The 26,788-nt window shown below is 61.1% G+C and carries 21 protein-coding genes, 2 tRNA genes, 3 rRNA genes and 1 pseudogene; 15 read left to right on the plus strand and 12 right to left on the minus strand.

Features of this window, described 5'->3' with window-relative positions; all coding sequences use genetic code 11:
- The first annotated feature begins 21 nt into the window (after window positions 1-21).
- The 5 genes from AC3D25_RS06270 to AC3D25_RS06290 all read left to right on the plus strand — a co-directional run bounded on the left by AC3D25_RS06270 (window position 22) and on the right by AC3D25_RS06290 (window position 3,796).
- Window positions 22-471, plus strand: coding sequence for a DUF1178 family protein (locus AC3D25_RS06270; RefSeq protein ID WP_488887583.1), 450 nt, complete (start codon window positions 22-24; stop codon window positions 469-471).
- A gap of 61 nt (window positions 472-532) precedes the next feature.
- Window positions 533-1,729, plus strand: coding sequence for an acyl-CoA dehydrogenase family protein (locus AC3D25_RS06275; protein WP_488889615.1), 1,197 nt, complete (start codon window positions 533-535; stop codon window positions 1,727-1,729).
- Window positions 1,730-1,739: 10 nt separating this feature from the next.
- On the plus strand, window positions 1,740-2,846 hold the full coding sequence (locus AC3D25_RS06280; protein WP_488887584.1) for an acyl-CoA dehydrogenase family protein: 1,107 nt from the start codon (window positions 1,740-1,742) through the stop codon (window positions 2,844-2,846).
- A gap of 24 nt (window positions 2,847-2,870) precedes the next feature.
- The gene (locus AC3D25_RS06285; protein ID WP_488887585.1) at window positions 2,871-3,329 is read left to right on the plus strand and encodes a MaoC family dehydratase; all 459 of its coding nucleotides are present in this window, start codon (window positions 2,871-2,873) and stop codon (window positions 3,327-3,329) included.
- Entirely contained in the window at window positions 3,326-3,796 is a 471-nt protein-coding gene (locus AC3D25_RS06290; protein WP_488887586.1) for a MaoC family dehydratase, read from the plus strand. Before AC3D25_RS06285 ends, AC3D25_RS06290 begins: the two co-directional genes overlap by 4 nt.
- Before the next feature lie 34 nt (window positions 3,797-3,830).
- Here AC3D25_RS06290 and AC3D25_RS06295 read toward each other — a convergent pair whose 3' ends face one another.
- The 6 genes from AC3D25_RS06295 to AC3D25_RS06320 form a co-directional block, all read right to left on the minus strand.
- Window positions 3,831-4,520, minus strand: coding sequence for a glutathione binding-like protein (locus AC3D25_RS06295; protein ID WP_488887587.1), 690 nt, complete (start codon window positions 4,518-4,520; stop codon window positions 3,831-3,833).
- A gap of 136 nt (window positions 4,521-4,656) precedes the next feature.
- Window positions 4,657-5,883 (minus strand): acyl-CoA dehydrogenase family protein, encoded by a 1,227-nt coding sequence (locus tag AC3D25_RS06300; protein ID WP_488887588.1) that lies wholly within the window; start codon window positions 5,881-5,883, stop codon window positions 4,657-4,659.
- A gap of 41 nt (window positions 5,884-5,924) precedes the next feature.
- Window positions 5,925-7,028, minus strand: a complete 1,104-nt coding sequence (locus AC3D25_RS06305; RefSeq protein ID WP_488887589.1) for a phosphotransferase — start codon at window positions 7,026-7,028, stop codon at window positions 5,925-5,927.
- Between the two features lie 77 nt (window positions 7,029-7,105).
- Window positions 7,106-7,837 (minus strand): histidine phosphatase family protein, encoded by a 732-nt coding sequence (locus AC3D25_RS06310; RefSeq protein WP_488887590.1) that lies wholly within the window; start codon window positions 7,835-7,837, stop codon window positions 7,106-7,108.
- Complete coding sequence (locus AC3D25_RS06315) at window positions 7,834-8,622, minus strand: oxepin-CoA hydrolase, alternative type (RefSeq protein ID WP_488887591.1); 789 nt, start codon at window positions 8,620-8,622, stop codon at window positions 7,834-7,836. The genes AC3D25_RS06310 and AC3D25_RS06315 overlap by 4 nt, the downstream gene beginning before the upstream one ends.
- Window positions 8,619-10,277 carry a 3-hydroxyacyl-CoA dehydrogenase gene (locus AC3D25_RS06320; protein WP_488887592.1) on the minus strand — a complete coding sequence of 553 codons (1,659 nt, stop codon included), beginning with the start codon at window positions 10,275-10,277 and terminating at the stop codon, window positions 8,619-8,621. The genes AC3D25_RS06315 and AC3D25_RS06320 overlap by 4 nt, the downstream gene beginning before the upstream one ends.
- On the opposite strand from AC3D25_RS06320, the gene AC3D25_RS06325 reads away from it, so the two are divergent.
- Window positions 10,276-10,998 (plus strand): glutathione S-transferase family protein, encoded by a 723-nt coding sequence (locus AC3D25_RS06325; protein ID WP_488887593.1) that lies wholly within the window; start codon window positions 10,276-10,278, stop codon window positions 10,996-10,998. The genes AC3D25_RS06320 and AC3D25_RS06325 overlap by 2 nt on opposite strands.
- A 25-nt stretch (window positions 10,999-11,023) precedes the next feature.
- Here AC3D25_RS06325 and AC3D25_RS06330 read toward each other — a convergent pair whose 3' ends face one another.
- Entirely contained in the window at window positions 11,024-12,229 is a 1,206-nt protein-coding gene (locus tag AC3D25_RS06330) for a pyridoxal phosphate-dependent aminotransferase (protein WP_488887594.1), read from the minus strand.
- A gap of 38 nt (window positions 12,230-12,267) precedes the next feature.
- Entirely contained in the window at window positions 12,268-12,771 is a 504-nt protein-coding gene (locus AC3D25_RS06335) for a putative toxin-antitoxin system toxin component, PIN family (RefSeq protein WP_488887595.1), read from the minus strand.
- Window positions 12,772-12,825: 54 nt separating this feature from the next.
- On the opposite strand from AC3D25_RS06335, the gene yaaA reads away from it, so the two are divergent.
- Together yaaA and AC3D25_RS06345 are read left to right on the plus strand one after the other, a co-directional pair.
- Entirely contained in the window at window positions 12,826-13,605 is a 780-nt protein-coding gene (gene yaaA, locus AC3D25_RS06340; protein ID WP_488887596.1) for a peroxide stress protein YaaA, read from the plus strand.
- Between the two features lie 67 nt (window positions 13,606-13,672).
- Window positions 13,673-14,830 (plus strand): M14 family metallopeptidase, encoded by a 1,158-nt coding sequence (locus AC3D25_RS06345; RefSeq protein ID WP_488887597.1) that lies wholly within the window; start codon window positions 13,673-13,675, stop codon window positions 14,828-14,830.
- Between the two features lie 95 nt (window positions 14,831-14,925).
- On the opposite strand, the gene AC3D25_RS06350 is transcribed toward AC3D25_RS06345, so the two are convergent.
- From AC3D25_RS06350 to AC3D25_RS06365, 4 genes are all read right to left on the minus strand, one after another.
- Window positions 14,926-15,501 (minus strand): BspC domain-containing protein, encoded by a 576-nt coding sequence (locus AC3D25_RS06350; RefSeq protein ID WP_488887598.1) that lies wholly within the window; start codon window positions 15,499-15,501, stop codon window positions 14,926-14,928.
- Between the two features lie 160 nt (window positions 15,502-15,661).
- Window positions 15,662-16,336, minus strand: a complete 675-nt coding sequence (locus AC3D25_RS06355; protein WP_488889616.1) for a hypothetical protein — start codon at window positions 16,334-16,336, stop codon at window positions 15,662-15,664.
- Window positions 16,337-16,412: 76 nt separating this feature from the next.
- A complete protein-coding gene (locus AC3D25_RS06360; protein WP_488887599.1) occupies window positions 16,413-17,231 on the minus strand; it encodes a response regulator transcription factor in 819 nt (272 codons plus the stop codon).
- A 262-nt stretch (window positions 17,232-17,493) separates the two neighbouring features.
- Window positions 17,494-18,708, minus strand: a complete 1,215-nt coding sequence (locus tag AC3D25_RS06365; RefSeq protein ID WP_488887600.1) for a DUF2863 family protein — start codon at window positions 18,706-18,708, stop codon at window positions 17,494-17,496.
- 708 nt (window positions 18,709-19,416) lie between these two features.
- Between AC3D25_RS06365 and AC3D25_RS06370 the strand changes: the two genes are divergently transcribed.
- From AC3D25_RS06370 to tnpC, 7 genes and pseudogenes are all read left to right on the plus strand, one after another.
- Window positions 19,417-20,947 (plus strand): 16S ribosomal RNA (locus AC3D25_RS06370).
- Window positions 20,948-21,008: 61 nt separating this feature from the next.
- Window positions 21,009-21,085: transfer RNA gene (locus tag AC3D25_RS06375), tRNA-Ile, on the plus strand.
- A gap of 53 nt (window positions 21,086-21,138) precedes the next feature.
- Window positions 21,139-21,214: transfer RNA gene (locus AC3D25_RS06380), tRNA-Ala, on the plus strand.
- Between the two features lie 312 nt (window positions 21,215-21,526).
- Window positions 21,527-24,406: ribosomal RNA gene (locus AC3D25_RS06385) — 23S ribosomal RNA — on the plus strand.
- A 230-nt stretch (window positions 24,407-24,636) separates the two neighbouring features.
- Window positions 24,637-24,749: ribosomal RNA gene (gene rrf / locus AC3D25_RS06390) — 5S ribosomal RNA — on the plus strand.
- The 16S, 23S and 5S rRNA genes sit together here with 2 tRNA genes alongside, the layout of an rRNA operon.
- Window positions 24,750-25,100: 351 nt before the next feature.
- Window positions 25,101-25,280: an IS66 family insertion sequence element accessory protein TnpB gene (gene tnpB / locus AC3D25_RS06395; protein ID WP_488889617.1), complete on the plus strand. Its 180-nt coding sequence runs from the start codon at window positions 25,101-25,103 to the stop codon at window positions 25,278-25,280.
- Window positions 25,281-25,310: 30 nt separating this feature from the next.
- Window positions 25,311-26,416: pseudogene (tnpC, locus tag AC3D25_RS06400) on the plus strand (IS66 family transposase); the annotation flags it as partial.
- Window positions 26,417-26,788 lie beyond the last annotated feature (372 nt).

The following is a 26,788-nucleotide window of genomic DNA, read 5'->3' on the forward strand; positions in this document are numbered from 1 at the left end:
CAGGTCAAGCTCCCAATCAGCATGAAGGTCCTCGATTTAAAGTGCTCACACGAACATCGGTTCGAAGGCTGGTTCGCTTCGACCGAGGCGTTCGAATCGCAGTTGTCGCGCAGCCTTGTGGCATGTCCTGTCTGCGCGTCGACGGAGGTGAGCCGCATGCCGTCCGCGCCGCGCCTGAATCTTTCGGCGGGCCGTTCGTCGGGCGACGCGGCGGCGAAAGCCGCAGCTTCCGCATCCGACGCGAACGCGCTGCAGTCGCGTGCGCTGAAGTTCTTGCGCGAGGTCCTGGACAAGACTGAGAACGTGGGCGATCGCTTTGCCGAGGAGGCGCGGCGCATTCATTACAACGAAGCGCCGGCGCGCAATATTCGCGGCGTCACGACGCCCGAGGACGCGCACGCCTTGATCGAGGAAGGCATCGACGTGATGCCGCTGCCCGTGCCCGACGCACTGAAAGAGCCGCTGCAATAGCGCGGTTCTCCGGTGACCGGAGCAGGGCGTGCTGCTCTGTATCGGACAGGAGACACTGCGCATGGACCTGAATTATTCCCCCGCCGACGACGCTTTCCGCGTCGACATTCGCGCCTGGCTCGAAGCCAATTTGCCACAGGCATTGCGCGACAAAGTTCTCAATCACAAAAGACTGAATCGCGACGATTTCGCGAGCTGGCATAAGCTGCTCGGCACGCGCGGGTGGTCGGTGGTCGCGTGGCCTCGCGAGTATGGCGGGCCGGGCTGGAACGCCACCGAACGACACATCTGGGATGAAGAATGCGCGCGCATCGGCGCGCCGGCGGTTTTGCCGTTCGGGGTGTCGATGGTCGCGCCCGTTCTGATGAAATATGGCAGCGAGGCGCAAAAAGCGCGCTACTTGCCGCGTATTCTCGATGGCTCCGACTGGTGGTGCCAGGGCTATTCGGAGCCTGGCTCGGGATCGGATCTCGCGTCGCTCAGAACGCGCGCCGAGCGCGCCGGCGATCACTACGTCGTCAACGGCCAGAAAACGTGGACCACGCTCGGCCAGCACGCCGACATGATGTTCTGCCTCGTGCGCACCGACAGCGGCGTGAAAAAGCAGGAGGGCATCTCGTTCATCCTGATCGATATGAAGACGCCGGGCATTACGGTGCGCCCGATCATCACGCTCGATGAAGATCACGAAGTCAACGAAGTGTTTTTTGAAGACGTCCGCGTGCCGGTTGAGAATCTGGTCGGCGAGGAAAACCGTGGCTGGACGTACGCGAAATATCTGCTCGGGCACGAGCGCACGGGTATCGCGCGGGTCGGGCAATCCAAACGCGAGCTCGTGTTTCTCAAGCGTTTCGCGCTCGATCAAAAGAAAAACGGCCGCCCGCTGCTGCACGATCCGCTGTTCGCGGCGAAGGTCGCGTCGCTCGAAATCGAGTTGATGGCGCTGGAAGTGACCGTGCAGCGCGTGGTCGCGAGCGAGGCGGACGGGCGCGGGCCGGGTCCGGAAGCGTCGATGCTGAAGATCAAGGGCACGGAAGTGCAGCAGGCGTTGACCGAACTGATGTTCGAGGCGGCCGGCCCGCAAGCCGCCGCCTTCGATCGCGCGTTCCTCGAAGGCGAGCGCGAACACAGCGCCGCAGGCGACGACGACGCCGCGCCGCTCGCCGCGTACTACTTCAACTTCCGCAAGACCTCGATCTACGGCGGCTCGAACGAAATTCAAAAGAACATCATCGCGCAGATGATTCTGGGACTGTGAGGAGCGGCGCATGGACTTCAATTTCACGGATGAGCAGCAGCAGTTTCGCGACGCATTGCGCCGCTATCTCGATCGCGAATATAGCTTCGATGCGCGGCAGAAAATCGTGCAGTCGAGCGCGGGCACGGACGCGCGCCACTGGCAGGCGTTCGCCGAACTCGGGCTGACCGCGTTGCCGGTGCCCGAAGCGCAGGGCGGTTTCGACGGCGGGGCCGTCGATATGCTCGTGGTCATGCAGGAACTCGGGCGCGCGCTGGTCGTCGAGCCGTATTGGGCGACGGCCGTGGGGATCGAGGCGCTGCGGCTTTGCGCGTCGCATGACTTGCTCGAACGCGCGGCGGCGGGCGAGGTCAAGCTCGCGGTGGCTTTCCATGAGCCGCACGCGCGGTATGACCTGTTCGCGGTGCAAACCACGGCGCGCGCGGAGGGCGATCGTTTCGCGCTCGATGGCGAAAAGTCGATCGTCCAGCACGGCGACGAGGCCGATTTCTGGATCGTCCCGGCGCGTGTCGGCGGCGAGATCGCGTTGTTTCTGGTGGCGCGGGATGCGGTGAACGCGAACGTCACGCCGTATCGCACGATCGACGGGCAGAGCGCCGCGACGCTCGTTTTCGCCGGAACGCCTGCCGTCCGGCTCGGCGACAGCAACGCGGCGACGCTCGAACACATCGCCGATTACGCGACGCTTTTGCTCTGCGCCGAAGCGCTCGGCGCGCTCGACGCGCTGAACCACGCCACCGTCGATTACACCAAGACGCGCCAGCAGTTCGGCTCGCCGATCGCGCGTTTTCAGGCGTTGCAGCATCGGATGGTCGAGATGCTGATCCATGCGGAACAGGCGCGATCGATCACTTATCTCGCCGCCGCGCGCTACGCGTCGGAAGACGCCGACGCTCGCCGGCAGGCCGTGTCGGCGGCGAAAGCGCGGGTCGGGCAGGCCGCGCGCTTTGTCGGCCAGCAGGCGGTTCAGTTGCACGGCGGCATGGGCGTGACGAACGAAGTGGCGGCGGCGCACTGGTTCAAGCGCTTGTCGATTATCGAAACCACGCTCGGCGATGTCGATCATCATCTCGCGCGTTTTGCATCGCTGCGCGGTTTCGCCGACACTGACGCCTGACGACGAAAAAAACAGGAGATGAGCATGACGTTCAGTTATGAAGATTTCGAGGTCGGATCGGCGGTGCAGTTGAGCGCGCACACGTTCTTGCGCGAGGAAATCGTTGAATTCGCGGGGCGCTACGACCCGCAGCCGTTCCACCTCGACGAAGCCGCCGCCGAGGCGTCGCCGTTTCGCGGGCTGGTCGCGAGCGGCTGGAACACGTGCGCCGCGATGATGGGCATTCTCGTGCGCGACGTGCTGGCCGATTCCACGTCGATGGGTTCGCCCGGACTCGACAACATTCGCTGGCTGAAGCCGGTGCGCGTCGGCGATACGGTGCGTCTGACCGTGCGCGTGCTCGACAAGCGCGTCTCGGCGAGCAAGCCGGATCGCGGCATCGTCTCGACGCGCTGGGAAGGGCATAACCAGCACGGCGAACTCGTCATCACCGTCGATTCGGCCGCGATCTTCGGCTTGCGTCATCCGGCGAATACACAATGACGGCAATGACGGCGGCGCTGCTCGACAGCGCGGCGGCGTTCCACGCGGCGTCCGGCGTCGCGCGCTACACGAGCGAGTGGTTCGAAATCGATCAGGCGCGCGTGAACCGTTTCGCCGACGCCACGGACGACCACCAGTGGATTCACGTCGATCCCGAGCGCGCACGCGTCGAATCGCCGTTCGGCGGGCCGGTCGCGCATGGTTTCCTGACGCTCGCGCTGCTGCCGATGTGGCTCGGACAATGCGTGCCGATGCGGCACAAGATGAGCGTGAACTACGGCGTGAATCGCGTGCGCTTCATGGCGCCGGTACTCGTCGGCGCAACGTTGGGCGCGACGTTCGAGGTGGCGCAGGTGAGCGACGTCGATCGCGGCGGCGTGCAGGTTGTCTGGCTCGTGACGGTTGTGGCGCGCGGCGGCGAGAAGCCGGTGTGCGTCGCGGAGTTCATCACGCGGCACTATTTCTGAGGCTTCGCCGGACGTCGACGTCTGACCAAACCTTTCAGCGCTTCGCGTACTGCGTCGCGCCGAACAGCGTTTCCTTGTCCTTGTCGGTCATTGGCTTGCGCTGCGATGCCAGCACATCGACACCGCGCTGCACGGCCGGCCGCGCGGCAATCTCGTCGAACCAGCGCTTCACGTTCGGAAATTCGTCGAGTTCGATACCCTGGTTTTGCCACGAACGCGTCCACGGAAACGTCGCGATATCGGCGATCGTGTATTCGTTGCCCGCCAGATAACGCGTGACGCCGAGCTGCTTGTCCATCACGCCATAAAGACGCTTGGTCTCGTTCGTATAGCGGTTCACCGCGTACTCGATCCGCTCCGGCGCGTAATTGCGGAAATGGTGCGTCTGCCCGAGCATCGGACCGACGCCGCCCATCTGGAACATCAGCCATTGCAGCGTCGTATAGCGGCCGACCGGGTCGGCGGGCAGGAACTGGCCGGATTTTTCCGCGAGATAAATCAGGATCGCGCCGGATTCGAACAGCGAAAACGGCGTGCCTTCGGGGCCGTCGTTGTCGATGATCGCGGGGATCTTGTTGTTCGGACTGATCGCGAGGAAATCGGGCTTGAACTGGTCGCCCGCGCCGATATCCACCGCATGCGCCTTGTACTCCATGCCGAGTTCTTCGAGCATGATGTGGATCTTGTGGCCGTTCGGCGTGGCCCAGGTATAGACGTCGATCATCTCTTTCGCTCCTGTCCCGGTGCGGGATGCTGGAAGAATCGAGCGCGCGTGCCGTGCGGCACGGGCGCTCGAAGGTGGCGAAAATTAGATCACGTTTTTAGCGAGCGCGCAGGACTCAGCCTTTGCGCTACGTTCATCAAGCGCGCGGCGGCAGATACTTCGCCAGTTCGAGCTTGGCGATGGCGTTGCGATGCACTTCGTCCGGGCCGTCCGCGAGGCGCAACGTCCGTGCCGAGGCATACGCGTAAGCCAGCGGAAAGTCGTCGCTTACGCCGCCCGCGCCATGTGCCTGAATCGCCCAGTCGATGATCTGGCAAGCGATATTCGGTGCGACTACCTTGATCATCGCGATCTCGCCGCGCGCGCCCTTGTTGCCGACTGTGTCCATCATGTACGCGGCCTTGAGCGTGAGGAGCCGCGCCTGTTCGATCATGATCCGTGCTTCCGCGATCCGTTCCTGTGTGACGCCGTGTTGCGCGACCGGCTTGCCGAACGCGACGCGTTGCAGCGTACGCGTCGCCATGAGTTCGAGCGCGCGCTCGGCGAGGCCGATCAGACGCATGCAATGGTGGATGCGGCCCGGGCCGAGCCGTCCCTGCGCGATTTCGAAGCCGCGCCCGGGGCCGAGCAGGACACTCGATACGGGAACGCGCACGTTATCGAGCGTGATGTCCATGTGGCCGTGCGGCGCGTCGTCGTAGCCGAACACCGAAAGCGGACGATGCACGGTGACGCCGGCGGCGTCGGCGGGAATGAGGATCATCGACTGCTGCTGGTGTTTCGCGGCCTCGGGATCGGTCTTGCCCATCACGATATACACCTTGCAGCGCGGATCGCCCGCGCCTGAGGACCACCACTTGTGGCCGTTCACGACGTAACTGTCGCCATCGCGCACGATGCCGCACTGAATGTTCGTCGCATCCGACGATGCCACGTCCGGCTCCGTCATCAGAAACGCCGAGCGGATTTCGCCGCGCAACAGCGGTTCGAGCCATTGCGCCTTGTGTTCGTCGCTGCCGTAACGCTCGATGGTTTCCATGTTGCCGGTGTCGGGCGCGTTGCAGTTGAAGACCTCCGGCGCCCAGGGCACGCGGCCCATGATTTCGCACAGCGGCGCGTATTCGAGATTGGTCAAACCAGCGCCGCGCGTGGACGCCGGCAGAAAGAGATTCCACAAGTCCGCCGCGCGCGCCTTTTCCTTCAGCGTTTCGATCAGCCGGGTCGGAATCCACGCATTACCGTTCGCGCGATTCGCCGCGATTTCGTCGATGAACGCGCGCTCGTTCGGATAGATGTTTTCGTCGAAGAAGGCGAGCAGCTTTTCGCGCAGGTCCTGCACTTTCGGGGTGTAATCGAAATTCATGTGTGGTCTCGCGGTCAGGACGTCCAGTATCTTTTTAGCGCTTAAGCGCGCACCTTCTGCGCATAAGTCCATGCAAGCTCGGCCATCGGACGCGCGCGGCGTCCCGCGTCGAGCGCCTGCGCGCTCGCGGCCGTGCCCTCGCTCACGCGCTTCATGATTCCCTGCAGGATCGCGGCGATGCGGAACATGTTGTAGGCGAGATAGAAATTCCAGTCGCCTTCGATCGCAAAGCCCGTGCGCTCGCAATATTTCGCGACATACGCGGCCTCGTCGGGGATGCCGAGCGCCGCCCAGTCCAGCCCCGCAATACCGCGAAACTGCGTGGGATCGACGTGCCATGCCATGCAGTGATACGCGAAATCGGCGAGCGGATCGCCGAGCGTGGAGAGTTCCCAGTCGAGCACGGCGAGCACGCGCGGCTCGGTCGGATGGAAGATCAAGTTGTCGAGCCGATAGTCGCCGTGAACCACGGAAACGCGTTCGCGCGCGCCCGCCGCGCCGCGCGGAATATGCTGCGGCAGCCAGTCGATCAACCGGTTCATCGCATCGATCGGCTCGGTCTGCGACGCGAGAAATTGCTTGCTCCAGCGTCCGATCTGGCGCTCGAAGTAATTGCCCGGCTTGCCGTAATCGACGAGTCCCGGCGCGCTTGCGTCCACCGTATGAAGCGCCGCGATCACGCGATTCATTTCGTCGTAGATAGCCGTGCGCTCGGCCGGCGTCATGCCGGGCAGCGACTGGTCCCACAGCACGCGCCCTTCGACAAACTCCATCACGTAGAACGCGCGTCCGATCACGCTCTCGTCCTCGCAGAGCGCGAGCATCTTCGCGACCGGCACGCCGGTGCCGTGCAGCGCGTTCATCACGCGGTATTCGCGCTCGATCGCGTGCGCCGACGGCAGCAATTTCGCCGTCGGTCCGGGCTTCGCGCGCATCACGTAGCTGCGTGCGGGCGTGTTGAGCTTGAAGGTGGGATTGGACTGGCCGCCCGCGAACTGCTCGACGGCGAGCGGTCCCGCGTAGCCCTCGATGTGCGCGCCGAGCCACGCGGATAACGCGTCGGTGTCGAACTGCTGCCGCTCGTTGACGGCGCGCGTGCCTTCGAATGCGGAATAATCCTGCTGCTGCAGCTCGTCTCTCGGCATGTCTCCTCCAGTGAGTGTCTCGGCGCGCGCGGGGCCGCGTTTTGCTCGACGCTGTGTGGACGCGCGTGGATCGTCGCTTATTTCATCGGCGTCTGGTATTGGGTGAATTGCGCGTACAGCAGTTCCATCGTCGTGTTGCGCGTGCCGGCGTGAAGCGGCGAGGGCGGCGAATGATTGATCGCGCCGATCACCCAGTCGTTCGGCCGCGTGCCGATATCGAGCGCGTTGATGCAGCCGGTCGTCTGCGACAGATGGCCGAAAAACACGCGGCCGCCGCCGGTGATCGCGTGCGAGAGCAGCGCGCGATTGACGCCGCCGTGCAGCACGAGCAGCACGGTGTCCCACGAAGGATCGTCGACAAGCCGCGCGAGCGGCGGCAGTACGCGATCCATCAACTCGCCGATACTCTCGCCGCCGAGAAAGCGCGTTTCTTCCGGCACGACGCCGTCGAACACGCCGAGAAATGCGCGTTCGACGTCCGCCGGCGTCTCGCCCAGGCTGCGCAGCTTGCCGCCGCGCAGTTCTTCCCATTCCGGCCAGATATCGATATCGATTTCCTGCTGCGTTGCCGCCAGCACGCGCTGCGCCGTCTCGACGGTGCGCGGCAAACCGCTCGCGATCACGCGGTCGAAGCGCACGTTCTCGGCGGCGAAAGCCTGGCCCGCCGCGCTCGCTTCCGCGCGGCCGCGCTCGTTCAACGGCACGCGTTCCGGGTCGATCGCGCGGCCGGTATCGTCGAAATACGTGACGTCGCCGTGGCGCATCAGGAAGATGCGGCGGCGCTTCGGAAGTGTGTAGGCTTCAGTCATTTGTACTCCGGCGCGCGTTTGGCGAGGAATGCGCTGATGCCTTCGAGCGCGTCGCCGTGATGCAGCGCATCGACGAAACTGTCGCGCTCGGCATCGAGATGCGCCGCGAGCGGCTGCGTACCGGCTGCGTCGATTAGCGACTTGATGCCCGCGAGCGCTTTCGGCGACATCGCCGCGAGTTCGTCGGACCACGCAAGCGCGTCGTCGAGCGCTGCGCCTTTTTTCGAAACGCGGTTGACCACGCCGACCTGATGAAGCCGCGCGACGCCGACCGGCTTGGCTTCGAGCAGGATTTCGGTGGCGAGTGCGCGCGGCAACGCGCGGGCGAGGAACCACGAGCCGCCGCCGTCCGGCGTCAGCCCGACGCGGGCATACGACATGACGAACTTGGCGTCGTCGGCGGCGACGACCAGATCGCACGCGAGCACGAGCGAAAAGCCCGCGCCCGCCGCCGCGCCTTCGACCGCCGCGATGACCGGCTTAGTGGACGAACGCAGCGCGCTGATCCATTCGCCCAGCATGTCGATACTCGCGGCCTGCACCGACTCGTCCTTGGCGCGATTGTCGAGCAGCCGGTTCAGATTACCGCCCGCGCAGAAAAAATTGTCCGCGCCAGTGAGCACGATCACGCGCGTCGAGTTGTCGCGCTCGGCCGTGTTCAGCGCCTCGATTCCGGCGGCGTACATGTCGGGATGCAGCGCGTTGCGCGTGCCCGGATTGGACAACTTGAGCACGAGCGTGGCGTCGTGTCCGGTCGGACGGTCGGTCAGGAGTTCGGCGCTCATGCTTCGTTTTCCGGTTGCGTCAGCGACAAGCCGAGTTGCGCGCGGCGCGCGAGCCATGGCGAAGGCCGATAGCGCGGATCGCCGAGCACTGCGTGGATATTGCGCAGGATCTCAAGGATCGTGCTTGCGCCGAGCACGTCGCCGAGCGCGAGCGGACCATGCGGATAACCCAGGCCGAGCGTCACGGCCAAGTCGATATCCGCGGGCGTCGCGATCTGCTGCTGCGCGATGTCGCAACCGATATTCACGATAGTCGCGACCACCCGTTGCGCGACGAATCCGGTCGAATCGCGGATCACCGTCACCGGAACGCCGTCGGCCGCGAACAGCGCGTGCGCCGCGTCGCGCCATTCCGGGCGGGTCGCGGGCGTGGTCATCAGCGTGCGGCGGGCGGCCATGTCGAGCGGGAACAGCGTGTCGATCGCGACCACGCGCGTGGCGTCGAGATGCTCGGCGACGGCCGCCGTGGTCGCGTCGTGTCCGAGCGGCGTCACGACGATCAGCGAATCCGGCGAGGGCATGTTGCCCGTATCGAGCGTAACCGCCGCTTCCAATTTCGCGATCAGTTTCAGCACCTGCGCGCGCGCGGCGGCCGAAGCCCGGCTGATCCATACGCGGCGCGGCAGCACGGTCGGCGCGGGCGCTTCGTCTGGACGTTCCTGACGGCCATCCACATATTTGTAGAACCCTTCGCCCGTCTTCCGTCCGATCAACCCGGCCGCGAGACGCGTGCCGGTGATCGGTGAAGGCGTGAAGCGCGGTTCCTCGTAGAACTGGTGATAGATCGACTCCATCACCGGATGCGAGACGTCGAGCGCCGTCAGATCCAGCAATTCGAACGGTCCGAGCCGGAATCCCGCTTGTTCGCGCATGATGCGGTCGATCGCCGCGAAGCTCGCAACACCTTCGCCCGCGATCCGCAAGCCTTCGGTATTCATACCGCGCCCCGCGTGATTCACGATGAAACCGGGCATGTCCTTCGCGCGCACCGGCGTGTGACCCATGCGGCGCGCGAGTTCCATCAGGGCGTCGCCGGCCGTGGAATCGCCGCGCAGCCCGTCGATCACCTCGACCACTTTCATCAACGGAACGGGGTTGAAGAAGTGGAAACCGGCGACGCGAGCCGGATGCGCGCAACCCGCGGCAATCGCGGTGATCGACAGCGACGACGTATTCGACGCCAGAATGCAGCGCTCGCCGACCACGCTTTCCAACTCACGGAAGAGCTCACGCTTCACCTCGAGCTTCTCCACGATCGCCTCGATCACCACCTCGCAGCCGGCCAGTTCGCCCACGCTCGCCGCCGGATGAATGCGGGCGAGCGCGGCGTGTGCGTCGGCGTCGCTCAGCTTGCCTTTTGCCGCGAGTTTCGTCAGGGTGTCGGAGAGATAGGCGCGCGCGGCCTCGACGGCCTGCGCGTTGGCGTCGTAGAGACGCACGGTAAGGCCGCCGAGCGCCGCGATCTGCGCGATGCCGCGTCCCATCGCGCCGCTGCCGACAATGCCGATGGTTTCGATCTGAAGATCCGAAAAGCTCATGGTGCGGGTCGTCTCCTGATGGGTTAGATTAGCACGAGCGTGCTGTTTATGAGATATGAATCCGGTCCGGGCGTTCCGCGGGCCGCAAAAATGAGAATTGAAAAGGAGACGCTTCATGCTGAAGCTTTACGGTTTTCCGCTGTCCAATTATTTCAACAAAGTGAAGTTTGTCTTGCTCGAACACGACATCCCGTTCGAGGAGATCGGCGCGAATTTCAGTCAGGACGAAGCCGCGCTCGCACTGTCGCCGCTCGGCAAGATTCCGTACGCGGAAACGGAGTCGGGGCCGCTCGCTGAATCGCAGGTGATCGTGGAATATCTGGCGGCGGCGCATCCGGAGAAACGCATTTTCTCCGCCGATCCGTATCGCGCGGCGAAGGAGCGCGAACTGATGACGTTCGTCGATCTGCATCTGGAGCTCGTCGCGCGCGATCTTTACAAGCAGGCATTCTTCGGCGGCACGGTCACCGATTACACGAAGTCGCGAGTCGAAAAACTGCTGCGGCGGCATATCGCGGGTTTCGCGCGGATCGCGAAGTTCGGCCCGTATTTGACCGGCGAAACATTCAGTATCGCCGATGTCTGCGCGTTCGTGAGCCTGCCGCTCGTCGGTCTCTCGACGCGCGCGGTGTACGGCAGCGACTTCGTGCTGGACGCCGGAATCGACTGGAAAGCGCACGTCAAGAAAGTCGGCGAGCGGCCGGCCGCGCAAAAAGTGACGGCCGATCGCGTGGCTTATATCGAGGCGCAGAAAGCGCAAAAGGCGCAGAAGGCGCAGAAGGCGCAAAAGGCGCAGAAGGCGCAGAAGGCGCAAAAGGCGCAAAAGGCGGGCGGGTGATGGCGGTTCGATCACCCGTGCGCGCCTAGAGCGTGGCGAGGCGTTCGAGCGCGAGCTTGAGCGTCTCTTCCTTCTTGGCGAAGCAGAAGCGCACCACGCCGGATTCGTGCGCCTCGTGATAGAACGCGGAAACCGGAATGGCCGCGACGCCGATCTCGCTCGTCAGCCATTTCGCGAAGTCGGCTTCCGGCAGGTCGCTGATGGCGGAATAATCGACGCACTGAAAATACGTGCCGTCGCATGGCAGCAGCTTGAAGCGCGATTTTTCGAGCGCGGCGCGGAAATAGTCGCGCTTTTGCTGATAGAACGCGGGCAGGTTCAGATACGGCGCGGGATCGTTTAGATAATGCGCGAGGCCGATCTGCATCGGCGTGTTGACGGTGAACACGTTGAACTGGTGAACCTTGCGGAATTCGGCGGTCAGCGCGGCGGGCGCGGCGACATAGCCGATCTTCCAGCCCGTCACGTGAAACGTCTTGCCGAAACTCGACACGACGAAACTGCGGCGCGCGAGTTCCGGATAACGCGACACGCTTTCGTGCGGCGCGCCGTCGAACACCATGTGCTCGTAGACTTCGTCGGAGAGAATCAGCACGTCGGTGCCGCGCACGATCTCTTCGAGCTTCTTCATGTCCGCATCGCGCCACACGCGGCCGGTCGGATTGTGCGGCGTGTTGATCATCAAGAGGCGCGTTTTCGGCGTGATCGCGGCGGCGATCTTGTCGAACGGCAACGCGTAATCGGGCGCTTCCAGCGAAACGAAAACGGGCTTGCCGCCCGCGAGTTCGATCGATGGCAGATAGCTGTCGTACATCGGCTCGATCACGATCACTTCGTCGCCCGGATGCACGCAGCACAGAATGGTCGTGAGCAGCGCCTGCGTCGCGCCGGCCGTGACCGTGATCTCGCTGTCGGCGTCGTAATGGCGGCCGTAAAGCGCTTCGATCTTTGCGGAGATGGCCTGGCGCAGCGGCGCGGCGCCCGCCATCGGCGGATATTGATTGTGACCATCGCGCATCGCGTTCGCCACGGCGTCGACCACGCGCGGATCGCATTCGAAATCCGGGAAACCCTGACCCAGATTCACCGCGCCTTTTTGCGCGGCCAGCGCGCTCATCACGGTGAAGATGGTCGTGCCGACTTGCGGCAGGCGTGACGGAAAGCCCGGCGCGGAAAACGGCAGAAGTTCGTGCGAGGCGCGGGTCGAAGCAGTGTTCATCGGTGCGTTCATGTCCGGTTCGGTAGTCGTGTCTTTGAGCGTGATCTATTCTAAACAGCGAGCGCGTCGAGGTGCGCTTTCAAATGCGCCTCGATGGCCGCGACGAACGGCCCCGGCTGCGCGATCTGGAAGCCGAAGTCGCGCGCCGTGCGCCGCGCGAGTTTCAACACCGCGCGATCCTTCGAGACGAGCCACGCGGCCTTCGACGCATACGCGAGTTCGATAAATTTCTGATCGTCGCGATCGCGGCATTTCGGCAGCGGACGTGGATCGTCGGGCGGCGCGGGCGCGACCCATTGCGACAGGCGCGCGAGCGTTTCGAGCGCGGCGGATTTATCGACGGCCATGCGCACGAACTGCGGATAATCCAGCACGTAGGTGAGTTCGTTCAGACAGCGCGTATCGATCAGCGCGGCGAGCGCGTGCGCCTCCAGCGCCGCGCGAATCGGGCGCGTGGCGGGATCGTCGAAGACGAGAATATCGATCCACACGTTCGAATCGAGCACCACGTTCAACGCTGGCGCCGCCGACAGACGGGCAGGAGAGTTTTCCATTCGATACAATCGGGGTTTATGTCCATGATCGTCGGCGGGTGCCGGCGACCCTCTATGATAATCGTTCTGTCTCCAGCCAAATCGCTCGACTACGAGACGCCGCCGCACATCAAGAAGCACACGCTCCCCGAATTTATCGACGATTCCGCCGAATTGATCGACGGATTGAGAAAGCTGTCCCCGCAGGCAATAGGCAGCCTGATGCACATTTCCGACCCGCTCGCGCAACTGAACTTTCAGCGCTACGCCGACTGGTCGGCCACGTTCGATACCCACAATTCGAAGCAGGCCATGCTCGCGTTCAACGGCGACGTATACGCCGGTTTCGACGCGAAGTCGCTAGGCGCCGCCGATCTCGACTATGCGCAGAATCACGTTCGCGTGCTGTCGGGACTGTACGGACTGCTGCGGCCGCTCGACCTGCTGCAGCCGTACCGGCTCGAAATGGGCACGAAGTTCGCGAATGCGCGCGGCAAGGATCTGTACGCATTCTGGGGCGAGCGGATCACCGCCGCGCTCGCCGCCCAGTTGAAGAAGCAGCGCGGCGAGCGCGTGCTGGTCAATTGTGCATCGGAGGAGTATTTCAAGTCGGTGAAGCCGAAGTTGCTGGATGCGCCGGTTGTGTCGCCGGTATTCGAAGACTGGAAGGGCGGCCGCTACAAGATCATCAGTTTTCACGCCAAGCGGGCCCGCGGGCTGATGGCGCGTTTCGCGGTCGAGCACCGTATCGATACAGCGGAAAAATTGCAGGCTTTCGACAGCGAAGGTTATCGCTTCGACAAGAAAGCCTCGAACGAAACCACTTACGTGTTCCGCCGGCGGATTGCCGAATAAGTTCGAAAAGTTCGAATACGTCCGAGTAAAGCCGAGTAAAGCCGGGTGAACCGCTAAAGGAAACAACATGAGCATCTCGATTACCAGCAACTTCGACGCGGGCGCGATCGACGTTCTTTCAGCCGACAATCCCGCCGACATCCGCCTGCGCGTGCACGCCGACAGCCACGCCGATTTCGCGCAGTGGTTCTATTTCCGCGTATCGGGCGTGCGCGGCGAGCGCCTCGTGATGACGTTCGAAAACGCGGCGGCGTGCGCGTTCGCCGACGGCTGGCGCGACTATCGGGCGGTCGCGAGCTACGACCGCGTGAACTGGTTCCGCGTGCCGACGACTTACGACGGCCGGGTGATGACCATCGACCACACGCCCGATTTCGACCGTATCTACTACGCGTATTTCGAGCCGTACAGCGAGGAGCGCGAGTCCGAATTTCTCGGCGCGGTCCAGCAGATGCCGCACGCGATGCTGACCGAAATCGGCCGCACCGTTCAGGGCCGTCCGATGTCGCTTCTCACGCTCGGCATGCCGCCGGCCGACGAAACCGCGCCGCCGAGGAAGAACGTGTGGATCATCGCGCGTCAGCATCCGGGCGAGACGATGGCGGAATGGTTCGTCGAAGGGCTGGTGAAACGGCTCGCCGGCTGGGGCGATTGGGCGGGCGACCCGGTCGCGCGCAAGCTGTTCGAGCACGCCGTGTTCCACATCGTGCCGAACATGAACCCGGACGGCAGCGTGCTCGGCAACCTGCGCACCAACGCGGCGGGCGCGAACCTGAATCGCGAATGGATGACGCCGGACGCGGCGCGCAGCCCGGAAGTGCTTGCCGTCCGCGATGTGATCCACGCGATCGGCTGCGACCTCTTTTTCGATATCCACGGCGACGAAGCGATTCCGCACGTGTTCGTCGCGGGGTCGGAAATGCTGCCGGGCTTCACCGACGAGCAACGCACCGAGCAGGCCGCGTTCATCGAATTCTTCAAGCAGGCGAGCCCGGATTTTCAGGATGTCCACGGCTACGAGGCGGGCAAGTACCAGACGGATGCGTTGAAGCTGGCCTCGAAGTACATTGGCAACGCGTTCGGATGCTTGTCGCTGACGCTCGAAATGCCGTTCAAGGACAACGCCGATCTGCCCGACGAACGTGTCGGCTGGAACGGCGAACGCAGCGCGGCGCTCGGCGCGGCAATGCTGCAAGCCGTCTTGCGACACGTGCAGGCTTTTTGATCTTCCCCAGAACGGTGAGATGAAAAAGAGAAGGGCGCGTTCACCGTGAGGTGGACGCGCCCTTCGCGCATAGGCCGTTGCTTCTCTTCGCCGATTTAATGCGTCTGCTTGGTCGAACTTTTTTTCGCGCTTTTGCTGCCGGAAGACTTCGATTTCGATCCGGATTTGCCCTTCGACGAATGCTTGCTTTTCGAACTGCGCGGCTCGGCGCGCGGGCGGGCCGGCGGCACCGGATCGTTCCAGCCGAACGCGAGCATCTGGCTGCCGACATAACCGCATCGGAACTTGAGCGTGGCCGGATCGCTGCTTTCTTTTCCCACACCGACTCCCTCCACGGTCACGACGTTGTCGACCTTGACGCGCTGCTTTTTTTCGTCGAAGGAATCGTTCCACGGCACGAGCGACGAATGCGACGCGTCGAACGAACTTGCCGGAAATTCGACGTGATCGAACGCCGTCGACGTGCTCGCGACAAAGCTGCCGTGCGCCGCGCAGTCGGCAATCAATGGGTTCGCGTTGAGATCGGTGACGAAGTGGTTGACGAGTTCGTTGCGTTCGTCAAGCGTGTCGGCTGCAGCGGTAACGGACCATGCTGACGCGATGAACGAGGCACAAACCGCCAGCCGGCCGACGAGCCGAAGCAGTCGGCGCGGTGCGTGAATACTTTGCATCAATGTGGGCGCGAGAGAGACGACAGGCAAGTAAGATGCCCGGCGAGGATAAGGAGTTCCATCTTATCGCAATTTATCGCGATTGCCGTGAGGACGCCTGGCCGCCTGATGGCATGGCCGAGACAGCGCGCGGCCGTACTGCACTCGCCACGTCCGCCGATCAGACTCGCGGTCCTCGATCCAGCCGGTATCGGCGCACGTTATACGTCGTGATCCAGGCCGGCTTGTACACCGCGATCAAAATGGTGAGCAGCCCGGTAAAGAGCGCCTCGCCCGCGCCAAGCAAAAGCGCGCCGGCCGCCACGCCGGCCGGGACGACGAACGGACCGCCCGCAAGCGCGACCTGCAGCGACACAGCCGCCGCGCACGCAGCCGCGACGGCCGCTGCCGAAATGATGAAGCCGTGCCCGAGGATAAACGTAAAGAGATTGCGTGGCATCCACGCGAGACTCGCGCGCTGAAGCAATGCGGAAACCGCGACCGGAAGCACGCCGAACAAGAGAAAGGTGATGGAAACGCCTTCCCAGGATGCATCGAGTACGACTGCCGCGAGGCCGGTGCTCGCGGCCATCGCGATGAGTGCGAGCGGCCAGTCGAAGAGCGTCACCATCAGGGTTGCGCCGAGCAGATGGATGACCGGGCCGTCGTCGAACCACGCGTTGCACGTCCACAGCACGGTAAGCGCGACGACGATGCCGAACCAGACATGCTGGAGCGTTCCATCCTGCATCCGTCCCCACGGACGTTGCAAAAACGCGAGCGCGAGCACGCCCACGGCGGCAATCCAGCCACCGACAGCGAGCCAAAGCGGAAGCGGCGTATAGAAGAAACCCATGGATTGCATCTTACTCGTTGCGCATAAAACGTGTCGACGGACTGTGGCGCGCACGCGTCCGTCCATCGGCGCCTTCCTAACTTCCGAAGCGGTTCGAGGGTTCGGCCGCGAGCGGCAGGGCGACGTCGTCGTTTTCCGCCATGATGGAGTACGCCTCAGCCGCCCCTCGACGAAGCGGCTGCGGCCCGGGTTCGCCAAGCGCGGGCCGGCTCTCGACATCGGCTTCCCGGCGCAATACCTGGAGATAGCTGTTCTGCCAACCGTTGTAGATCGCGACCGCCGCCGCGCGATTGCTCGCGCCCAGTTGCTGGAAGATGCTGGTGAGATGGATCTTGACGGTGCCTTCGCTGATCCCGAGCGTCTTCGCGATGACCTTGTTCGTATTGCCCATATGTACGCAACGCATGATCTGCTGCTGGCGCTTCGAGAGCGAATCGACTTGTCGGGCGTTCGGCCTCCGCGTCACCGGCGCGGGCGGATTGCGCGGGCAGAATTCGGGCGACAAGCCGGGCGCGAGCGCGTCGATCGGGACGTAGTGACCGCCGAGCAGCACTATTTCGAGCACCCGGACGAGCACGCGCGGATCGAGCGCACGCGGCACCACGCCGAGCGCGCCGGCCACGAGCAGCCTCCGGACCTGAGGCGCCGCCGTTTCATCGACGATCACCGCCGCCGGGATTCCCGGACACCGGAGCAGCAACTCGCGCAGGTCGCTTACACGCATCGCCGACTGCCAGTCGATCACGATCAGGTCGGGCGACATCCGCTCGACGGTCTGCCGGCCTTGCCGCCAGTCTTGACCGTCGCTGAAATGCGCATGACGGTCGATATGCCGAAGGAGTGCCTTGAGTCCCTCGCGACGTTCGGCATCGGAATTGATGATCGTGAATTTCATACTCGCCTCTCTTTTTTGTTTGTTTGCCGGCACGGCTCGCCGGAGCACCAAGCCGCCGCTGTCGAACCGTATGCCCTCGAGACGATAGTGACAAACTCCAGCGGTTTTAGCGCCCTAGACGGAAGGCATAGGATGAAAGGCGGGCTTCACGGCGATTTCGTGGCGTCGCGTCGGACGCACATAAGAAAAAAGCCGCTCCGATAAGAATCGGAGCGGCTTTTCTGATTTCGTCTCAACGCGCTGCGTCGAATTGCGAGTTATCTCAGTGGAAGTGCGGTTGTGCGGGCTCGGCGTCTTCCGGCATTTCCGCGTGGACGATCTCGCCGAGCGGATCGGCATAAAGCGGCACGCCGCAGTCGTCGCAATATTCCGGTTCGAAGCGACCCGAATGGCGGCGCACGTCAGTCAGGCCGGTGCTCTTCAGCAGCGCGACGATTTCCTCGACCGGACCGTTGGCCCCTTCGAGCTCGATCGCTTCTTCTTCCAGGCCGAGTTCGCCGTTCTCGCGTCCGTAGAGCGGCCATACGACGCCGTAAATCACTTCGTTGCTGCCGCGCCGGGTGAAGGCGACGCGATATTCATCGATACGCCGCTCCCCGAACCCGGCAATCACGGCGCGCAATTCCTGCGGCGCGTGGCCGACGGTGTCGAACAGGTAGCGCACCGCCGTGCGGACCGTGTGCGGGCGGACTTGCTCGTCGGCGTCGCGGCACGCCGAGTAGTACGCATCGGGGAGCAGGCACTCGAATTCGCAGCCGGGGAGGATCGCGCCGAAGGTCGCGCCACCCTGCGCCGCCCACTGCTCCTGGCACTGGCTGCGCTCGATGCGTGCGCCACCTTCGGTTTCCTGCCAGCGAAAGAGCGCGGCGCCGACCGGGACGAGCGCGACTGCGAGCAAAAAGCGAGGATCGGCGAGAATTGGCGACGTTTCAGGCAAATCCGCCAAACTGAGGCGAGCGGGTGCGCCGCCGAGCGCCGTCTGGATGAGTTGCTGCGCGACGCGCGCTGTATCGACGTGATGGCGCGGCAACTGATCGATGCTATAGAGATAGGGCGCGACCGCCACGCGCGCATTCGCCGCGAGCACATGCGCCTGCATCTGGGCGCGCAAGGCGTCCGCGACGTCGGCCTTCAGCGGCCCGGACGGGATCGCGTAGCGGGTCCACGCGAGCACCGGCGCGGCAATCAACAGCGCCTCGTGCGGCACGCCGTCCACATCGACCGGAAACGATTCGCTATGCGTTTCGGCCATATCGGCGAGCGCGCCATAGGCATCGGGATGATTTTGCTGGAGGTGGTCGAGCGCCGCGTCGAGCGTGGTCTGGTTGCCGCCGCGCAGGAGCTTGACGAGCAGCGTGTCCAGTTGCGCTTCCCAGAAGCGATCTTCGATACGACTGCCCGACGCGAACAGCGCGAGCGAGAGGCCGACGAGTTTGTCGGCGTCCGGAGGAAGACGTTTGGCGATTCGCGAGCGCATAGTGTGGTCGAGTAATATCAGGTGCAGAGAACCTTATATTGTAGTCGCTATGCGATCGGATTTACCGGCGGGCGGACGCAGCGCTCTCGAGCGGCGAGCTTGCCGGCTTCGAATGGCGCGGAAAGGTTCGACAATTTCATGCCTATCGACGACGAATCGAACGACGCTGGATTCGTCGTCGATAGCGTTTTCGGACCGCCGAAAAAGTCTCTCGAAATTGCGCTTGCATAGTGCGTTGCGAGTGACTAGAATTCGGTCCTTCGCGCTTTTGTGAGTGCGAAGGAAGCGGGAAGGCGGGGCGGTACGTAAAGTCTGGAGAGCCAAGCGGGACGGGGTCTTCAAGGCGGTCGGTGAGTTTAGAAGTTAAAAAAACTTGTTGACGATAAGCGAAACGTTCTTCATAATCTCGTTTCTCTGCTGCAGATGCAGCGACGCAAAAAACGAAGTGCTGAAGCGGTAAGCCGAAGCGGTTCGGGCGACTAAGATAGGCGCCAAGTTTTGCGAATGTTCTTTAAAAACTAACAGCCGATAAGTGTGGGCGCTTGATAGCGACGTTGGACCGGATTTTCGGATCTGGTTTGAAGCGAAAGTATCAAGTCTCACACTAGTATTAAGGTAGGTTTTGAGTATCGAAAGATAAGCAGGATCTGTCAGTACGTTGAGTGAGCGACCGGTTCTTAACTGAACCGAAAAACAGTAACAGGCATTGAACTGAAGAGTTTGATCCTGGCTCAGATTGAACGCTGGCGGCATGCCTTACACATGCAAGTCGAACGGCAGCACGGGAGTGATCCTGGTGGCGAGTGGCGAACGGGTGAGTAATACATCGGAACGTGTCCTGTAGTGGGGGATAGCCCGGCGAAAGCCGGATTAATACCGCATACGATCTACGGAAGAAAGCGGGGGATCTTCGGACCTCGCGCTATAGGGGCGGCCGATGGCAGATTAGCTAGTTGGTGGGGTAAAGGCCTACCAAGGCGACGATCTGTAGCTGGTCTGAGAGGACGACCAGCCACACTGGGACTGAGACACGGCCCAGACTCCTACGGGAGGCAGCAGTGGGGAATTTTGGACAATGGGCGAAAGCCTGATCCAGCAATGCCGCGTGTGTGAAGAAGGCCTTCGGGTTGTAAAGCACTTTTGTCCGGAAAGAAAACCTCTTGGATAATACCTGAGGGGGATGACGGTACCGGAAGAATAAGCACCGGCTAACTACGTGCCAGCAGCCGCGGTAATACGTAGGGTGCGAGCGTTAATCGGAATTACTGGGCGTAAAGCGTGCGCAGGCGGTTCGTTAAGACAGATGTGAAATCCCCGGGCTTAACCTGGGAACTGCATTTGTGACTGGCGAGCTAGAGTATGGCAGAGGGGGGTAGAATTCCACGTGTAGCAGTGAAATGCGTAGAGATGTGGAGGAATACCGATGGCGAAGGCAGCCCCCTGGGCCAATACTGACGCTCATGCACGAAAGCGTGGGGAGCAAACAGGATTAGATACCCTGGTAGTCCACGCCCTAAACGATGTCAACTAGTTGTTGGGGATTCATTTCCTTAGTAACGTAGCTAACGCGTGAAGTTGACCGCCTGGGGAGTACGGTCGCAAGATTAAAACTCAAAGGAATTGACGGGGACCCGCACAAGCGGTGGATGATGTGGATTAATTCGATGCAACGCGAAAAACCTTACCTACCCTTGACATGGTCGGAACCCTGGTGAGAGCTAGGGGTGCTCGAAAGAGAACCGATACACAGGTGCTGCATGGCTGTCGTCAGCTCGTGTCGTGAGATGTTGGGTTAAGTCCCGCAACGAGCGCAACCCTTGTCCTTAGTTGCTACGCAAGAGCACTCTAAGGAGACTGCCGGTGACAAACCGGAGGAAGGTGGGGATGACGTCAAGTCCTCATGGCCCTTATGGGTAGGGCTTCACACGTCATACAATGGTCGGAACAGAGGGTCGCTAAGCCGCGAGGTGGAGCCAATCCCAGAAAACCGATCGTAGTCCGGATCGCAGTCTGCAACTCGACTGCGTGAAGCTGGAATCGCTAGTAATCGCGGATCAGCATGCCGCGGTGAATACGTTCCCGGGTCTTGTACACACCGCCCGTCACACCATGGGAGTGGGTTTTACCAGAAGTGGCTAGTCTAACCGCAAGGAGGACGGTCACCACGGTAGGATTCATGACTGGGGTGAAGTCGTAACAAGGTAGCCGTATCGGAAGGTGCGGCTGGATCACCTCCTTTCTCGAGCTCAAGACGTCAACGTTGAGCGCTCACGCTTATCGGCTGTAAGAAGACAGGCTAAGGGTCTGTAGCTCAGTTGGTTAGAGCACCGTCTTGATAAGGCGGGGGTCGTTGGTTCGAATCCAACCAGACCCACCATGACACGCGAAACGCAATGCGTGTTGTGCGGACCCTCAAGCGACATGGTAATAGGGGGATTAGCTCAGCTGGGAGAGCACCTGCTTTGCAAGCAGGGGGTCGTCGGTTCGATCCCGTCATCCTCCACCAATCTTCAATGCACAGGGTTTGCCATTCGGGTGAATGGTTTTGAATCTTGTGCATTGGCGATTGAGCCAGTCAGAGGATATTAATTATTTAATATCGGCTGCACGTTCTTTAACAATCTGGAAGAAGTAGTAAAGAGATTCACGAAAGCATACTTAGAGATGGGTGTGTGAGTAGGTGGATCAGGGTTGTGATTGTATCAAAGTATGAAAAGGTAATCGAAAGATTGCTTTGGAATACGGCGCAACACGAATACTCAACCTATGGCGTTGTGGCGAAGTTCCCTACGGGGACACGGAGACACACTCGTTATAGGGTCAAGCGAACAAGTGCATGTGGTGGATGCCTTGGCGATCACAGGCGATGAAGGACGCGGTAGCCTGCGAAAAGCTACGGGGAGCTGGCAAACGAGCTTTGATCCGTAGATGTCCGAATGGGGAAACCCACTCCTAATGGAGTATCCATGACTGAATACATAGGTCATGCGAAGCGAACGCGGTGAACTGAAACATCTAAGTAACCGCAGGAAAAGAAATCAACCGAGATTCCCAGAGTAGTGGCGAGCGAAATGGGATCAGCCTGTACTCTTTATCTTCATTGTTAGTCGAAGGCTCTGGAAAGTGCCGCCATAGCAGGTGATAGCCCTGTAGACGAAAACAGCGAGGAAGAACTAGGTGTACGACAAGTAGGGCGGGACACGTGAAATCCTGTCTGAAGATGGGGGGACCATCCTCCAAGGCTAAATACTCGTGATCGACCGATAGTGAACCAGTACCGTGAGGGAAAGGCGAAAAGAACCCCGGGAGGGGAGTGAAATAGATCCTGAAACCGCATGCATACAAACAGTCGGAGCCTCGTAAGGGGTGACGGCGTACCTTTTGTATAATGGGTCAGCGACTTACGTTCAGTAGCAAGCTTAACTGATTAAGGCAGGCGTAGCGAAAGCGAGTCCGAATAGGGCGTTCAGTTGCTGGGCGTAGACCCGAAACCAAGTGATCTATCCATGGCCAGGTTGAAGGTGCGGTAACACGTACTGGAGGACCGAACCCACTAACGTTGAAAAGTTAGGGGATGAGCTGTGGATAGGGGTGAAAGGCTAAACAAACTTGGAAATAGCTGGTTCTCTCCGAAAACTATTTAGGTAGTGCCTCGTGTATCACCTTCGGGGGTAGAGCACTGTCATGGTTGTGGGGTCCATTGCGGATTACTACGCCATAGCAAACTCCGAATACCGAAGAGTGCAATCACGGGAGACAGACATCGGGTGCTAACGTCCGGTGTCAAGAGGGAAACAACCCAGACCGCCAGCTAAGGTCCCAAAGATTGGCTAAGTGGGAAACGAAGTGGGAAGGCTAAAACAGTCAGGAGGTTGGCTTAGAAGCAGCCATCCTTTAAAGAAAGCGTAATAGCTCACTGATCGAGTCGTCCTGCGCGGAAGATGTAACGGGGCTCAAGCCAGTCACCGAAGCTGCGGATGCATATTTATATGCATGGTAGGAGAGCGTTCCGTAAGCCTGCGAAGGTGCATTGAAAAGTGCGCTGGAGGTATCGGAAGTGCGAATGCTGACATGAGTAGCGATAAAGGGGGTGAAAAGCCCCCTCGCCGTAAGCCCAAGGTTTCCTACGCAACGTTCATCGGCGTAGGGTGAGTCGGCCCCTAAGGCGAGGCAGAAATGCGTAGCTGATGGGAAGCAGGTTAATATTCCTGCACCATTGTTAGATGCGATGGGGGGACGGATCGCGGAAGGTTGTCCGGGTGTTGGAAGTCCCGGTCCTTGCATTGGAGAAGGCGCTTAGGCAAATCCGGGCGCGGAATTCAAGGGTGTGAGGCCATTCACTTAGGTGAAGAAGCAATCGGAAGTGGTTCCAAGAAAAGCCTCTAAGCTTCAGTCTAACAAGACCGTACCGCAAACCGACACAGGTGGGCGAGATGAGTATTCTAAGGCGCTTGAGAGAACTCGGGAGAAGGAACTCGGCAAATTGGTACCGTAACTTCGGGATAAGGTACGCCCTTGTAGCTTGACTGGCCTGCGCCAGGAGGGTGAGAGGGTTGCAATAAACTGGTGGCTGCGACTGTTTAATAAAAACACAGCACTCTGCAAACACGAAAGTGGACGTATAGGGTGTGACGCCTGCCCGGTGCCGGAAGATTAAATGATGGGGTGCAAGCTCTTGATTGAAGTCCCGGTAAACGGCGGCCGTAACTATAACGGTCCTAAGGTAGCGAAATTCCTTGTCGGGTAAGTTCCGACCTGCACGAATGGCGTAACGATGGCCACACTGTCTCCTCCCGAGACTCAGCGAAGTTGAAGTGTTTGTGATGATGCAATCTCCCCGCGGCTAGACGGAAAGACCCCATGAACCTTTACTGTAGCTTTGCATTGGACTTTGAACCGATCTGTGTAGGATAGGTGGGAGGCTATGAAACCGGAACGCTAGTTTCGGTGGAGCCGTCCTTGAAATACCACCCTGGTTTGTTTGAGGTTCTAACCTTGGCCCGTGATCCGGGTCGGGGACAGTGCATGGTAGGCAGTTTGACTGGGGCGGTCTCCTCCCAAAGTGTAACGGAGGAGTACGAAGGTACGCTAGGTACGGTCGGAAATCGTGCTGATAGTGCAATGGCATAAGCGTGCTTAACTGCGAGACCGACAAGTCGAGCAGGTGCGAAAGCAGGTCATAGTGATCCGGTGGTTCTGTATGGAAGGGCCATCGCTCAACGGATAAAAGGTACTCTGGGGATAACAGGCTGATACCGCCCAAGAGTTCATATCGACGGCGGTGTTTGGCACCTCGATGTCGGCTCATCTCATCCTGGGGCTGTAGCCGGTCCCAAGGGTATGGCTGTTCGCCATTTAAAGAGGTACGTGAGCTGGGTTTAAAACGTCGTGAGACAGTTTGGTCCCTATCTGCCGTGGGCGTTGGATATTTGAAGGGGGCTGCTCCTAGTACGAGAGGACCGGAGTGGACGAACCTCTGGTGTACCGGTTGTCACGCCAGTGGCATCGCCGGGTAGCTATGTTCGGAAGAGATAACCGCTGAAAGCATCTAAGCGGGAAACTCGCCTTAAGATGAGATATCCCTGGGGCTTCGAGCCCCTTGAAGGGTCGTTCTAGACCAGGACGTTGATAGGTCAGGTGTGGAAGTGCAGTAATGCATTAAGCTAACTGATACTAATTGCCCGTAAGGCTTGATCCTATAACCAGTGTGTTTTACGTCATGAGTGAGTGCTTTAGCGCTTACTCAGGACCATCCCCGAAGGGGGTACGTCATGCACACCCAGGTTGAGATTAAGTGTTGTGCCCAATACAAGCACAGCCCAAGTAACACCAGTAACACCGAACGCGTTTAACCTGCGCAGTTCGACTACTTCTTCCCAGATTGGTTGTGGACGTTTCTCCCAAGAAACGACGCAACAACAAGTCATGCCTGATGACCACAGCGAGTCGGTACCACCCCTTCCCATCCCGAACAGGACCGTGAAACGACTCTACGCCGATGATAGTGCGGGTTCCCGTGTGAAAGTAGGTAATCGTCAGGCTCCTTATGCAGTATCGCCTAAACCCCACCCCAAAAAGGTGGGGTTTTTGCGTTTCAGTGCGCGTCTAAACCAGAGCGCCCGCGACGCCTTTACCGCGAAGAGTTAATCGCGATTTCGAAATGAATTTCGGCCGGTGAGTTGTGCAGTTCGTGCGCGTCGTCAGCAGAGAAACCCGCCGCGAGCATCGCGACTGGCATAACCTGCTCCTAAAAATCGGCACGCCCACTGTACCGAAAGGCGGTTTGGCGGTTTTCATCTTCGGACCAGGATAGCCGGCGTTCTCGAATCCCTGACGCCGCCGGAAATGCAGATATGCAGTTCGACCATGCTGACCTCTAGGATCTGCTAAAGATTCTTTGGGCATCCGAGGACGGTATCTGGCTGCTCGCGAAGCGGCTCGAGCGAGGCCGTTTTATCTGGCCGCAGGCCGACTGTGGCAAGGTCCATCTGAGTTCAGCCCAACTGTCGATGCTTCTGGAGGGCATCGATTGGAGGCAGCCCCGTCGCACCGCCGCGTTATCGATGTTGTAAACCGCGCGGCATACTCGTAAACTACGGCGCATGTCGAACGGCGCCGATCTTCCTGACGATGTCGAAGCCCTGAAGGCCTTGCTGGTCGAGGCCCGTAGCCTGCTTGCCGAACGCGATGTCGAGATCGAGCAGCTCAAAGCCCAGATCGACAAGCTCAGGCGCTTGCACTTCGGTCGCAAGTCCGAGCAGTTGCAGCGGCAAATCGAGACGCTCGAGACTCAACTCGAGGATCTGGCCGCCGGGCGCGGCGTCGCGGATGTGCAGCGTGCGCAGGCCCGCAGTGCAAACGTGTCCATCTCAAATACGACCACGGGCGAAGCGGCTTCAAGGCAAGCGCTTCCTGCGCACCTGCCGAGCGAAGATCACGTGCTCGAGCCCGAATCGGGTTGCCCAGACTGCGGTCAGCCGATGCAAGCGCTCGGCGAGGATGCGTCCGAACAACTCGCGCGGGTCGCAGCGGCGTTCAAGGTCATTCGCACGATCCGGCGCAAACTGGTTTGCCCATCTTGTAGCACCATCACCCAGGCGCCTATGCCTGGCCTGCCGATCGAGCGAAGCATCGCTCATCCAAGCCTGCTGGCGGATATTCTCGTCTCGAAGTACGCGGACCACCAGCCGTTATACCGGCAATCGGCGATCGCGGCGCGCGATGGCGTCACGCTTGACCGGGCCAGTATGGGCCGCTGGGTCGGCCAATGCGAGGCACTGTGTGCTCCGCTGACGGAGGCGCTGCGCCGCTATACGGTGTCGGCCGCCAAACTGCATGCGGACGACACGCCTATTCCCGTGCTCGCACCGGGCAACAAGACGACCCGCACTGGACGGCTCTGGGTCTACGTGCGCGACGATCGCCGCTCGGGTTCGACGCAACCGGCTTCAGTCTGGTTCGCCTACTCACCGAACAGGCAGGGCATCCACCCTCAAACTCATCTCGCCAGCTTCAAGGGGATTCTGCAAGCCGACGCTTACGCGGGCTTCGACGAGTTGTTCCGCGATGGCTCGATACGCGAGGCAGCATGCCGGCCCACGCGAGGAGAAAGTTCTACGACATCCACGTTCGCACGCCCTCTGACACGACGCAGAAAGCACTCGACTACATTGGCGGTCTCTATGAAATCGAGGTTGCCATTCGCGGCGTCGTCGACAAGCTGCGCACGCCACGTACTTCGCCGAGTTCCTCTGCCTGACCGGGCGACTCCGAATCACCATCATGCCTCACGTGCACGCATGCGCAGAAACGGCCCGCGTGAGCCGCTGACACTTCAGGCGCGGCAGCATGCGCATCTGCGCGCGATTCAATCTAGCAGACGCCAGCGGTGTCGGCTTTGCAGGTCGAATCGTAGGTCGAGCGGAATCTATTCTGGCTCGCCGGGCTCCGCCGCCCTTTTTCGAAATCGGGTAGAGCGTCGGCTAGATGCATCGCTCCCGACCGCGCGCTAGCTGGGAACAAGCCAGAATGATCAGTGGATGTCATCGGAACGACGGGCGACAGCGGACATTTTTTTCGA

The organism is Caballeronia sp. SL1002 (assembly GCF_057814995.1).